The sequence below is a fragment of the Leisingera sp. G5_S3_59_S7 genome (assembly GCF_054968485.1).
In genome coordinates this window covers 1-11,044 of the sequence record NZ_JBQKUH010000091.1, presented here as the reverse complement: position 1 = coordinate 11,044, position 11,044 = coordinate 1, and the positions used below count along the sequence as shown (strand labels likewise).

General features: G+C 63.5%; 15 protein-coding genes. 11 read left to right on the top strand and 4 right to left on the bottom strand.

The genetic code is table 11. The annotated features are described in order from the left end of the window. Nucleotides 1–408: universal stress protein (locus ACTRWG_RS21930; protein WP_027236445.1), on the top strand; the 408-nt coding region annotated here is incomplete at its 5' end. Nucleotides 409–423: 15 nt separating this feature from the next. Here the strand turns inward: ACTRWG_RS21930 and ACTRWG_RS21925 are convergent. Beyond that, complete coding sequence (locus tag ACTRWG_RS21925) at nucleotides 424–1,023, bottom strand: hypothetical protein (RefSeq protein WP_027236444.1); 600 nt, start codon at nucleotides 1,021–1,023, stop codon at nucleotides 424–426. Between the two features lie 154 nt (nucleotides 1,024–1,177). Here ACTRWG_RS21925 and ACTRWG_RS21920 point away from each other — a divergent pair, with 154 nt between their 5' ends. After that, the gene (locus tag ACTRWG_RS21920) at nucleotides 1,178–1,438 is read left to right on the top strand and encodes a TFIIB-type zinc ribbon-containing protein (protein ID WP_027236443.1); all 261 of its coding nucleotides are present in this window, start codon (nucleotides 1,178–1,180) and stop codon (nucleotides 1,436–1,438) included. 75 nt (nucleotides 1,439–1,513) lie between these two features. Here ACTRWG_RS21920 and ACTRWG_RS21915 read toward each other — a convergent pair whose 3' ends face one another. Beyond that, nucleotides 1,514–1,981 (bottom strand): aminoacyl-tRNA deacylase, encoded by a 468-nt coding sequence (locus tag ACTRWG_RS21915; protein ID WP_027236442.1) that lies wholly within the window; start codon nucleotides 1,979–1,981, stop codon nucleotides 1,514–1,516. A 346-nt stretch (nucleotides 1,982–2,327) separates the two neighbouring features. Here ACTRWG_RS21915 and ettA point away from each other — a divergent pair, with 346 nt between their 5' ends. The 5 genes from ettA to ACTRWG_RS21890 all read left to right on the top strand — a co-directional run bounded on the left by ettA (nucleotide 2,328) and on the right by ACTRWG_RS21890 (nucleotide 6,617). Beyond that, complete coding sequence (gene ettA, locus ACTRWG_RS21910) at nucleotides 2,328–3,983, top strand: energy-dependent translational throttle protein EttA (RefSeq protein ID WP_027236441.1); 1,656 nt, start codon at nucleotides 2,328–2,330, stop codon at nucleotides 3,981–3,983. Beyond that, a complete protein-coding gene (locus ACTRWG_RS21905) occupies nucleotides 3,980–4,591 on the top strand; it encodes a DMP19 family protein (RefSeq protein WP_462829936.1) in 612 nt (203 codons plus the stop codon). Before ettA ends, ACTRWG_RS21905 begins: the two co-directional genes overlap by 4 nt. 362 nt (nucleotides 4,592–4,953) lie before the next feature. Continuing rightward, on the top strand, nucleotides 4,954–5,790 hold the full coding sequence (locus ACTRWG_RS21900; protein ID WP_154667785.1) for a hypothetical protein: 837 nt from the start codon (nucleotides 4,954–4,956) through the stop codon (nucleotides 5,788–5,790). Nucleotides 5,791–5,976: 186 nt separating this feature from the next. Beyond that, nucleotides 5,977–6,198: a hypothetical protein gene (locus ACTRWG_RS21895; RefSeq protein WP_051357869.1), complete on the top strand. Its 222-nt coding sequence runs from the start codon at nucleotides 5,977–5,979 to the stop codon at nucleotides 6,196–6,198. A 167-nt stretch (nucleotides 6,199–6,365) separates the two neighbouring features. Further along, nucleotides 6,366–6,617: a hypothetical protein gene (locus ACTRWG_RS21890; protein WP_027236438.1), complete on the top strand. Its 252-nt coding sequence runs from the start codon at nucleotides 6,366–6,368 to the stop codon at nucleotides 6,615–6,617. Nucleotides 6,618–6,642: 25 nt separating this feature from the next. Here the strand turns inward: ACTRWG_RS21890 and trxC are convergent, their stop codons facing one another. Next, nucleotides 6,643–7,068 (bottom strand): thioredoxin TrxC, encoded by a 426-nt coding sequence (trxC, locus tag ACTRWG_RS21885; RefSeq protein ID WP_027236437.1) that lies wholly within the window; start codon nucleotides 7,066–7,068, stop codon nucleotides 6,643–6,645. A gap of 232 nt (nucleotides 7,069–7,300) precedes the next feature. Here trxC and ACTRWG_RS21880 point away from each other — a divergent pair, with 232 nt between their 5' ends. Both ACTRWG_RS21880 and ACTRWG_RS21875 read left to right on the top strand, forming a co-directional pair. Then, nucleotides 7,301–7,873, top strand: a complete 573-nt coding sequence (locus ACTRWG_RS21880; protein WP_027236436.1) for a L,D-transpeptidase — start codon at nucleotides 7,301–7,303, stop codon at nucleotides 7,871–7,873. 207 nt (nucleotides 7,874–8,080) lie between these two features. Continuing rightward, on the top strand, nucleotides 8,081–8,290 hold the full coding sequence (locus ACTRWG_RS21875) for a cold-shock protein (protein WP_027236435.1): 210 nt from the start codon (nucleotides 8,081–8,083) through the stop codon (nucleotides 8,288–8,290). Nucleotides 8,291–8,348: 58 nt separating this feature from the next. On the opposite strand, the gene ACTRWG_RS21870 is transcribed toward ACTRWG_RS21875, so the two are convergent. Further along, on the bottom strand, nucleotides 8,349–8,990 hold the full coding sequence (locus ACTRWG_RS21870) for an arylesterase (protein ID WP_027236434.1): 642 nt from the start codon (nucleotides 8,988–8,990) through the stop codon (nucleotides 8,349–8,351). Between the two features lie 48 nt (nucleotides 8,991–9,038). Between ACTRWG_RS21870 and ACTRWG_RS21865 the strand changes: the two genes are divergently transcribed. Together ACTRWG_RS21865 and ACTRWG_RS21860 are read left to right on the top strand one after the other, a co-directional pair. After that, nucleotides 9,039–9,743 (top strand): ABC transporter ATP-binding protein, encoded by a 705-nt coding sequence (locus ACTRWG_RS21865; RefSeq protein ID WP_027236433.1) that lies wholly within the window; start codon nucleotides 9,039–9,041, stop codon nucleotides 9,741–9,743. Further along, nucleotides 9,740–11,044: ABC transporter permease (locus tag ACTRWG_RS21860; protein WP_462829935.1), on the top strand; the 1,305-nt coding region annotated here is incomplete at its 3' end. The genes ACTRWG_RS21865 and ACTRWG_RS21860, both read left to right, overlap by 4 nt.

The window sequence follows — 11,044 nt, the reverse complement described above, 5'->3', positions numbered from 1 at the left end:
ATGTATCATAATGTTCTGGTGCCGATTTCCTTTGATCCGGAGCGCGACGTGACCGGGCCGCTGAAAGTGGCGCGGCTGCTTTCGGCGCCGGGGGCCAAGGTGACGCTGCTGCATGTGATCGAACAGGTCCCGGCCTATGCGATTTCCTATGTCCCGGCGGATTTCATGGAAGACACCCGCCAGGCGCTGCAGGCGGAGCTTGACGGGCTGGCGCAGTCCCTGCCCAACGCCGAGGGCGTGCTGATCGAGGGCCATTCCGGCCGCACCATCCTGGACTGGGCCGAGCAGAACAAGCCGGACCTGATCATCCTCGCCTCGCACCGCCCGTCGATGCAGGACTTTCTCTGGGGATCGACGTCGGGCCATGTGGTGCGCCACGCGGCCTGCGCGGTGCATGTGGTGCGCTGAGGCGGGTTCACAGGATCAGGCGGGCACCGCCTTTTTCAGGAGGTGCCAGGCCAGCCGGATTGCGGCGCCGGGCAGCATCGCAGAGCGCAGCAAAACCTTGTTGGAATTCACCGCCTCGGCGATGCGGGCAAAGTGAACCTTCTTGTCCGCGGGAGAGCGCAGCAGGATCGTTTCCGCCTGCTGCATCGCCCGCTCTGCCTGCCGCTTGACCTGCGGCACAGCGGCCGGTTTGACCGCCCGGTAATAGTTCAGCCCCTTGCGCACCGGTTTCTGCGCCGGGTCAAGGTTCTGCTTCACGGCCCGCGTCAGGGTGTCCTCGACCAGCACCAGCGCCCGCGCCGCTTCGGCATAGGACTGGTTGCTGTCCAGCTTCTGCGCCGCCAGCTTGTAGGTGTGGCGGTAACAGTCGAATTTGTAGACTTGCGGCAGCTCGCCGCAGCGGTCGAAACCGCGGGTCAATGTGGTGGCAACCGCCCGCGTGGTTCGCGAGCTGAGCCCGCTGCTCTGGCCGCCGCCGCCGTCTCCGCCGCCGCCGCCCTCTCCGCCCCTGGCATAGGCCGGGGCCGCCACGAGGATCAGGGCGAGAGCCCCCGCCTGGATGGTCTTGCTGCTCATCTTTGCCTCCTTGATTTGGGGGCAGCTTACCATGCGTCAGCGATCCTGAAATGGGCGGAAAGCCGCAAGATCCGCGTTTTTTGCGCTGTCTTTGTCTTGCGCAGCACAGGTGCACTGCCCACGTGAAGTGCAGGAGTTGAGCAAGGAGAAGAATATGCAGTGCCCGATTGACGGAACCACTCTGGTCATGGCCGACCGCGCCGGGGTGGAGATCGACTATTGCCCGCAGTGCCGCGGCGTCTGGCTGGACCGGGGCGAGCTGGACAAGATCATCGAGCGCTCTGCCCAGCCCGCGCAGGCCGCGCCGCAGCCGCAGCGCCATGAGGACCGCGGCGGGCATCACGACCCGCGCTACAGCAAGCCGTACAAGAAAAAGAGCAAGAAGAACTTCCTGGAAGACCTGTTCGATTTCTGACGCACCGGCAGGCGCCGCCCCGGGGATCGGGGCAGCTGGCCGGTTGATCAGGATTGCGGGCCGCTGGCGCGCGCGTCAGTGGACCGTGCAAAAGGAACCGTGCTTGGCGTCCTTCATCAGGGTGTCGAAATCGTCGCCCTTCATTTCGATCAGCGTCTTGTGGTCGCCGGCCTCGAACCAGACCTTGTCGAGCCCGGTCAGGCTGTCGTCGATGACGGTGGGCACGTGGTAGGCCGCGCCGACGCAGGGCGCCGCGCCCGGATCGCAGTCGTCAAAGACCTGGTTCAGTTCATGTTCCGGCGCCAGCCCAAGGCGGCGGTCCATCATCGTTTGCAGCGCGTGCAGGTCAACGGTCTGGTTGGACGGCACCACGGCCAGAACCGGGCCTTCCTCCATATGGATGAGCACTGACTTGGCCAGGTGGTCCCCCGGCACATGCGCCGATTCCGCGCATTCCGACGCAGTGGCGGTGTAGGGGTGGCGGACGGTGCCGAACGGCAGGCCCTGTGCCTCGAGATGATGTTTCAGGCGTGAGGCGATCATCGTGGGGTCCTCCTGTGCTGTGAAGGTCCCCGGGCCGCTCTGGCTCAGGTCTGCGCCGCCATCGGGCCGGAACGGCCCGGTGTGAGACCGGGGGCCGGCGCGGCCCGCACTCCGGCGGCATCTTCAGGTCTGGGCGCGGCAAACGGCAATCCGGGGCGCCCTCAAGTTTCTGGTGCCCCCCACTTTGCGCCCGAAGGGGTGAGTCGGGCAAGGGCGCGCTGGCGCGGCGGCCCGAAAGCGCCGGTGCGGCGGCAGACCCGGCCAGGCCCCGCATCCCTCATTGCCCCGCCTGCGCCCTTCCGCTATCACTCCCGCCAGCAAATTCCCCCCTTAACGGAGCAATCAAATGGCCTCCTACCAGTACGTCTACCACATGCAGGGTGTCTCCAAGACTTACCCGGGTGGCAAGAAATGCTTTGAAAACATCCACCTCTCCTTCCTGCCCGGCGTGAAGATCGGTGTCGTCGGCGTCAACGGCGCCGGTAAGTCCACCCTGATGAAGATCATGGCCGGCCTCGACAAGGACTACACCGGCGAGGCCTGGGCGGCCGAGGGCGCCAAGGTCGGCTACCTGCCGCAGGAGCCGCAGCTGGAGGAAAACCTCACCGTGCGCGAAAACGTCATGCTGGGCGTGCAGGCCAAGAAGGACATCCTGGACCGCTACAACGAGCTGGCGATGAACTACTCGGACGAGACCGCCGAGGAGATGGCCAAGCTGCAGGACGAGATCGACGCCCAGAACCTGTGGGATCTGGACAGCCAGGTGGACGTGTCGATGGAGGCGCTGCGCTGCCCGCCGGATGATGCGATGCCCGCCAACCTGTCGGGCGGTGAGCGCCGCCGCGTCGCGCTGTGCAAGCTTTTGCTGGAAGCGCCCGACATGCTGCTGCTTGACGAACCGACCAACCACCTGGACGCTGAGACCATCGCTTGGCTTCAGCAGCACCTGATCGACTACAAGGGCACCATCCTGTGTGTCACCCACGACCGTTACTTCCTGGATGACATTACCGGCTGGATCCTGGAGCTCGACCGCGGCCGCGGCATTCCTTACGAGGGCAACTATTCCGCCTGGCTGGAGCAGAAGGCCAAGCGGCTGGAGCAGGAAGCCCGCGAGGACAAGGCCAAGCAGAAGACGCTGGAGCGCGAGCTGGAGTGGATGCGCCAGGGCCAGAAAGCCCGCCAGGCGAAATCCAAGGCGCGTATCCAGGCCTATAACGAGATGGCCAGCCAGTCCGAACGCGAAAAGGTCGGCCGCGCCCAGATCGTGATCCCGAACGGTCCGCGCCTGGGGTCGAAAGTGATCGAAGTGAACGGCCTCGCCAAGCACTATGGCGACAAGCAGCTAATCGAGGGTCTGAACTTCTCGCTGCCGCCGGGCGGCATTGTCGGCGTGATCGGCCCCAACGGCGCCGGTAAATCGACCCTGTTCAAGATGCTGACCGGCCAGGAGCAGCCCGACGAAGGCACTGTTGAATACGGCGACACCGTGAAACTGTCCTATGTCGACCAGTCGCGCGATGACCTGAACGACAATGACACCGTGTGGGAGGCAATCTCCGGCGGGGCCGAGATCATCGAGCTGGGCGACGCGCAGGTCAATTCCCGCGCCTATTGCTCCTCCTTCAACTTCAAGGGCGGCGACCAGCAGAAGAAACTGTCGCTGCTGTCGGGCGGTGAGCGCAACCGGGTTCACATGGCGCGTCTGCTCAAAGAGGGCGGCAACGTGCTGCTGCTCGACGAACCGACCAACGACCTGGACGTGGAGACCCTGCGGGCGCTGGAAGACGCGCTGGTCGATTTCGCCGGCTGCGCCGTGGTGATCTCGCACGATCGTTTCTTCCTCGACCGGATCTGTACCCACATCCTGGCCTTCGAGGGCGACGCGCATGTGGAGTGGTTCGAGGGCAACTTCGAAGACTACGAAGAGGACAAGAAGCGCCGTCTGGGTCCGGACGCGCTGGAGCCCAAGCGGTTGAAGCACAAGAAGTTTGTGCGGTGAAATGGCTGAAATGGCTTTCGGCGGGAAATCAATTGATCCTGCCGAAGCCAAAAATCCGGGAGGCAGACTATCTGTCTCCCGAACCTGACCCCGACCTGAGGATCGAAGATTACTACAACAGGCTTCTCGGGGAATTTGGCTCAGAAGAAATCTGGGCTGCACTGGAAGCCTTCAAACTGGACACGCTGGGGGAACTGGTTTCCAAAGGTCTGCTGACTGAAGGGCAGATGCTCTTCTTTTGCTTGGAGTACTTTCGCGCTCAGATCTTGAACGGAGGCTTCCTGCAATTCATGGGCAATGCAGGTTTCATGTCAGCTGACGTTGGATCCTGCCTAAGGAAGCTCAACCAAAAAGAACTAGCTGACGATGTGGAGCGCGTTGCTAATGATATCGCCCCCATTCTTAGCCAGCTGGATACGGTTCCGGGGGACGCGCGCAATAGTGCCTTTCGTTCAGCATTGAGACGCGCCAAAACCGAAATGAAAGACGCAGTGCTCCGGTCCGCGGCCGGGCAACGCTTGGAAGCCGAAACCTTTGTGTCCGGCCTGGCACTTCAAATGGTAAAATATATTGAAGGCCATCCGGAAGAATTCTGCATAGCTTATTGAATTGACTGCCTGTACCTGCTGCTGGAAGAATTCGCTAGCTTGATACAAAAACACCCTAGCTTGCGAACTACGCTGCACAGCACAGGGCCCGGGCCACTGTGTGACACGCCCGAAGAAGGTAAAAGCTGAACACAGCCTCCCGTTTGTTCAGCTCCCATTCTCTAAAAGTGCAAAAATCCTGTTCAGCGAAATCATGATCAGGACTGTGAGACGTCAAACCGCCGTCAGGACTCAGATGCCCGCGGGACCGAAACGCAGAGCTGTAAGCGAGGCGCGGCTGGCATGTCTGCCCGGCGGCGCTAAACTAAGGAGGATTACGAGACACGCAAGACCGAGCAGCCGCCCCAGATTGAGGTTTTTTCATGTTTCTATCCGACGAGTTCGTTTACGTTGACTTGAACAAAACGGGTAGCGTTTCTGTTTTGAACTGGCTGCAAGCGCTCAAATTTCCGCAGAGACAGGTGAAACACCACCTGAAGCCGGACGAGGCCATCGTCTCAAGTGGCATCCTGAAATTTGCGACGATCCGGAACCCTTGGGATTACTACCTTTCTCTCTGGTCTTATGGAGTGAAACGCAAGGGGAAGTCGGGGCCGTACCTGGCTCTGACCCGGTTCCGGCCGTTCAAGAGCCGTGGTTACACGCAAAACCCGTACGGCGCGGTAACCGGGTTCGTCCCTGCCCTTCTCGCTGCGGCACGCCAGGACCGGACGGCAAATCTGCAGCTTTATTCCGATCCGGACAATCCCGAAGCTTTTCGAGCGTGGCTTCGCAAAGTGATGGATCCCAAGCTGGCTCCCGTCCTGTCCGGTGCATATTACTCATCGCGCCTTCACTGCTGCAGCGGCCTGTACAGCTACCGGTTTTGCAATCTGTATTGTTCCGGCAGCAAAACGCTGCATTCGGGACGCCTGCGAGATCCCGCTGCTCTTGAGAAATGGGCCGAGGAGAACTGTTATATTGACCGTTTTCTGCATACCGAGACCCTTGCGGCCGACTTCCGGTCGGTCATGCTCGAACACAAGCTGGCAAAGGCGGAAACCCTTGACTCTGTGATTGGCGCGGGCAAGCCGATGAACGCGTCGCGCTCGGCCGCCGCAAAAAGATCGGATTTCTACGATACGGAGACCCGCCAACTCGTCGCCGAACGCGAGAGCTTGATTATCAACCGGTTTGGTTATCAGTTCAAAGACGGCTGAGCCCGGCCAGGGGCATCTACGCGGCAAAACCGCCCCGACCTTCGAAACAGTGCCCGCCCGCCTAGTTTTTATGCTGATTTGTCAGCACTGTCGCGATTTTAACGATTTGATAACACTCTTGGCCGGATGATGGGCGCAGAAGCAGCGGGCCGCTTGCGCCGGGCTGCACGGAATTGCGGGGGTTTCATGGCCTGGGCAGGTGTCATTCTGGGTATGGTTGCGGGCCTTTGCGCCGCGGTGATCAGCTTTGCCGCCGCAGGGATGGCTTTGTGGGCCAGCTTTCTGATCTATGCGGCCGCGGGTACAGCGGTCACGCTGCTGACCACTGCCCTGCTGTACTGGCGCAGCGAACCGCCCGGACCCGGCCCCTGGACGGATACCCGGCGGCCGGATGCAGCCGCTGCCTGAACCGGCGCAGCGGCGGGGCGCACCGGAAGCCCGGGTTCATCACTCAGGGCATAACTGGATGCCAAATCCTTCCCTTATGAAGCAACTGCCCTAGTCTCTTAGGCAGTTGTTTCGGGGCAATCCCGTTTCTACCCTTGATAGAAAACAAGGCGCATTGGGGATATATCATGGCCTGGGTGAGTTCGGTCATAGGCGCAATCGGCGGCTTGGGGCTGATGCTCGCTGCTGTTTTCCTTGGCGGCTGGCCTGTCTGGCTCGCAGTTGTGGTCTATCCCTTTACCGCCGCGGTCCTGGCGCTGGTCCTGATCGCGCCCCTGTCCTGGCGCAGAAGCCGCCGCAAAACCGGCAGCGGCCGGCACAGCGCAAAGACCGGCAAGACGCCGGATAAACCGCAGGAATTGGGGCAGCGCCAGTTCTGACCGCCGGCAGCGGGAGAGCCGCGCCTCAGTTGCGGAGCCAGGCCACGATCTGACCCTGCCGCATGGCGCCTGCCTGGCGCTTTTTCTCCTTGCCGCGCTCAAAGGCAATCAGGGTGGGAATGCCGCGGATCCGGTAGCGGGCGCCGGTGGACGCATGGTCCTGGGTGTTGAGCTTGACCAGCCGGGCCGTGACGCCCAGCGTCTTGGCCGCCTTGGCGAATTCCGGCGCCATGGACCGGCAGGGCCCGCACCAAGGCGCCCAGAAATCCGCCACCAGCGGCAGGTCGTCGTTCTGCACCGCTTTCTGCAGGATGGCAGGATCGACCTCCACCGGCGTGCCCGGCAGCAACGGAGCGCCGCAGGTGGCGCATTTCGGGCCGCGGCCCAGCTTGTCCTGCGGCACCCGGTTCAGCTGGGCGCAGGACAGGCAGGTCAGCGTCTTGGCTCCCATGTGTTCGCCTCCTCAAGCAGTCGCACGGCCCCGGTATAGCCGTCCCGCGCCGCCGTGCAAGGCCGCTGCAGCGGCCATTACAGGCGCGCCACCGGGGCCGCCGGCCAGCTGTTTGCGGTTCGTCGCAGTGCTGCATGCAACACTTGCCGGTCCGGGTCCGGAAAGCCGTTGACCGGCCGTTGTTCCCGCCGGAAGATGAGAAGACTTGCAACAGACAATCGGGGATATGGCCATGATTTCACGCCGGAAGATTCTGAGCACGGGCACCGCGGCTGCCGCGGCCTCTTTGCTGCCGCTGCCTGCCCTGGCCCGCAAAAAGGACCCAGTGGTCTTTGATCCCGTGCCGCAGGAGGTACGGATCAAAAAGGATTTCGCCCCGGGCCAGATCCTGGTGCTGCCGCGGTCCTACTACCTGTATTTCGTGACCGACACGCGCAAGGCGATCCGCTATGGCGTCGGTGTCGGCAAGGCCGGGCTGGAGTTCACCGGCCAGGCGGTGATCGAACGCAAGAAGGTCTGGCCCACCTGGCGCCCCACCGACGAGATGATCGAACGCGACCCCCGGGCCTATGCGAAATTCATCGACAACGAGTATATCCAGCCGGGCGGGCCGGACAATCCGCTGGGCGCGCGGGCGCTCTATCTGTTCCAGAACGGGGTCGACACCTATTTCCGCATCCACGGCACAAACCAGCCGCAGACCATCGGGCACTCGGTCTCAAACGGCTGTATCCGGATGCTGAACGAACATGTAGTGGACCTGTACGAACGGGTGCCGTTGGGCACGGTTGTGACGGTGCTTTAGGCACCGGTCTGCGGGTTTTTGCCGCGAAACCCTGCCTGGCAACGCATTTTTCTTGCACGAGAGGGGATTCGTACTCAATTCTGTCACGGCGATGTTACGCGAATGCCATCACTGTACCCTTCACGGCGCGGTCATGACCATCTGCAAACCTTGCCGGACTGCCGCATAAGCGGGCAGAGAACTGTGACGACTTAGGAGAAGACGACGATGGCCACTGGCACCGTCAAATGGTTCAACACCACCAAAGGCTACGGCTTTATTGCACCCGAAGAAGGCGGCAAGGACGTTTTTGTCCACATTTCCGCTGTTGAGCGCTCCGGCCTGACCGGCCTGGCGGACAATCAGAAAGTGACCTATGAGCTGCGCGCAGGCCGCGACGGCCGTGAATCCGCAGTGGATATCGCGCTGGTCTCCTGATCCGGATCTTCCGATCTGCTTTGAGAATATCAAACAGCCCTGACTGACGGGGCTGTTTTCACTCGCCGATCGCCTCGATCAGCTGCAGCGCCGCCGGCCCGATGGCAGCGGCGTTCAACGCAACGCCGCGGGCGTTGGGGTGGATACCGTCATCCTGCATGAGCGCTTGTGCCGCGGCAGGATCTCCGCCCGCCTCCGCAGCCATGCCCGCAAAAGCGTCCGGATGCAGCACCGCGCCGAACTCTGCCGCCAGATCCGGGTAGATCGCGTCAAACGCCTGTTTGTACTCCGGCCCGTAGTTGCGCGGGGCTTTCATGCCGACCAGCAGGGTTTCAATGCCCTTGGCCTCTGCCGTCTCCAGAATGCGGGTCAGATTGGCGCGCGCCTCCTGCGGGGCCAGCCCGCGCAGCAGGTCATTGCCGCCCAGAAGCACGATCAGACCGTCCGGATTGTCTGACAATGTCCACTCCGCCCGCTCAGCCCCGCCCGCGGTTGTATCGCCGGACACCCCGGCGTTTTGCAGTTCCACTTCGGCGCCGTTTTCGTTCAGCCAGCGTTCCAGCTGCGGCACCAGTCCCTGGCCCTGCGGCAGCCCGTAGCCCTGCACCAGACTGTCGCCCAGAGCGGTGATCCGCAGCGGTTCGGCCCAGCCTGCGCCGGAAAAAAGCAGCAAACTCAACAGTGCCAGTATCTTGCGCATCGCCGCAAACACTCCATATCCGAAAGGTGGATCCAACAGGCAGGCCCGATGACCCAGGAAAACAGCCCCGTTCTTCATCTCATAGATGCGTCTTTGACCCTCAATAGCAATACCGGCCCGGTAGAGATTTTGCACGCAATCTCGCTGGACGTGCAGCAAGGGGAGACGCTGGGGCTGGTGGGGCCGTCCGGGTCCGGCAAGTCGTCGCTGCTGATGCTGATGGGCGGGCTGGAGCAGGCGACCGGCGGCCGCGTAAGCGCCTTGGGCGCGGATCTGACAGCGATGGATGAGGATGCACTGGCCCGGTTCCGCCGCAACAACATGGGGGTGGTGTTCCAAAGCTTTCACCTGATCCCGACCATGACCGCGCTGGAAAACGTGGCGACGCCCTTGGAGCTGGCGGGGGTTAAAGATGCCTTTGACCGCGCCCAGGCTGAATTGGAGGCCGTGGGCCTGGGCCACCGGGCGGGCCATTTCCCGGCGCAAATGTCGGGCGGCGAGCAGCAGCGGGTGGCGCTGGCGCGCGCCCTGGCGCCCCGGCCTGCGATCCTCTTGGCGGATGAGCCGACCGGCAACCTGGACGAGGCCAACGGCCAAGCGGTGATGGATCTGCTGTTCGGCCTGCGCGACCGCTATGGCGCAACGCTGGTGATGGTCACCCATGCGCCGGAGCTGGCGGCGCGCTGCGACCGGGTGGTGCGGCTGCGCGACGGGCGGATCGACGGGGACGCCGCGCGCGAGGCGGCGGAATGAATGCCGCAGCCTTCCGCCTGGCCTGGCGCTTTGCCCTGCGGGAGTTGCGCGGCGGGCTGAAGGGCTTCCGCATCTTTCTGGCCTGTCTGGCGCTGGGGGTCGGGGTTATTGCCGCCATCGGCTCTATCCGCGCGTCGATCGAGACCGGGCTGGAGCGTGAAGGCGCGACAATCCTGGGCGGCGATGCCGAGCTGAACTTCACCTACCGTTTCGCCAATGAAGATGAGCTTGCCTGGGTCGAGCGGACGGCGCTGCGCCATTCCGAAATTGCCGAATTCCGCTCCATGGCGACGGTGGGGGAGGAGCGCGGGCTGACCCAGGTGAAGGCGGTGGACGGGCTTTACCCGTTGAAGGGGGAGATGAAGCTGGCCCCTGACATGCCGCTGGACGCGGCGCTGGCTGGCGCGGACGGCTTGCCCGGCGCTGTGATGGACCGGGTGCTGGCGGACCGTTTGGGGCTGCAGCCGGGGGATGCCTTCCGGCTGGGCACGCAGGATTTCACCCTGATGGCGATGATCGCGCTGGAGCCGGATGCCGCGGCCTCAGGCTTTGAGCTGGGGCCGCGCACGATGGTCAGGACTGAGGATCTGGGAGAGTCCGGCCTTCTGGAGCCGGGCACGTTGTTTGACACCAAATACCGGATGGAGCTGCCGCCGGGCAGTGATCTGGCCGCTTTGCAGGCGGAGGCTGAGGGGTTGTTTGAAACCACCGGCATGCGCTGGCGCGATGCCCGCAACGGCGCGCCGGGGATCACCACCTTTGTCGAGCGTCTGGGCGGGTTCCTGGTGCTGGTGGGCCTATCCGGCTTGGCAGTGGGCGGGGTTGGCGTCTCTGCCGCCGTGCGGGCCTATCTGGCGACCAAGACCGCGACCATTGCCACCCTGCGCACGCTGGGGGCGGAGCGGCAGACGATTTTCCTTACCTACTTCCTGCAGATCGGCGCGCTCACTCTGGTCGGTGTGGGCATCGGGCTGGTGCTGGGCGGGCTGGGGCCGCTGCTGCTGGGGCCGCTGATTGCGGCGCAGCTGCCGTTTCCGGCAGTCTTTTCGCTCTACCCCTCGGCGCTGGCAGAGGCCGCGGTTTATGGCGTGCTGACCGCCTTTATCTTTGCCCTCTGGCCGCTGGCGCGGGCCGAACGCATCCGCGCGGCCTCGCTGTTCCGGGATGCCTTTGCCAGCCGCACTAGGCTGCCCGCACCGCGCTATTTGCTGGCGACGGCGCTGGCGCTGGCGGCGCTGGTCGGGCTGGCCGCGTGGTTCAGCGGCTCGGCCCAGCTGACGCTGTGGACTGCGGGCGGGCTG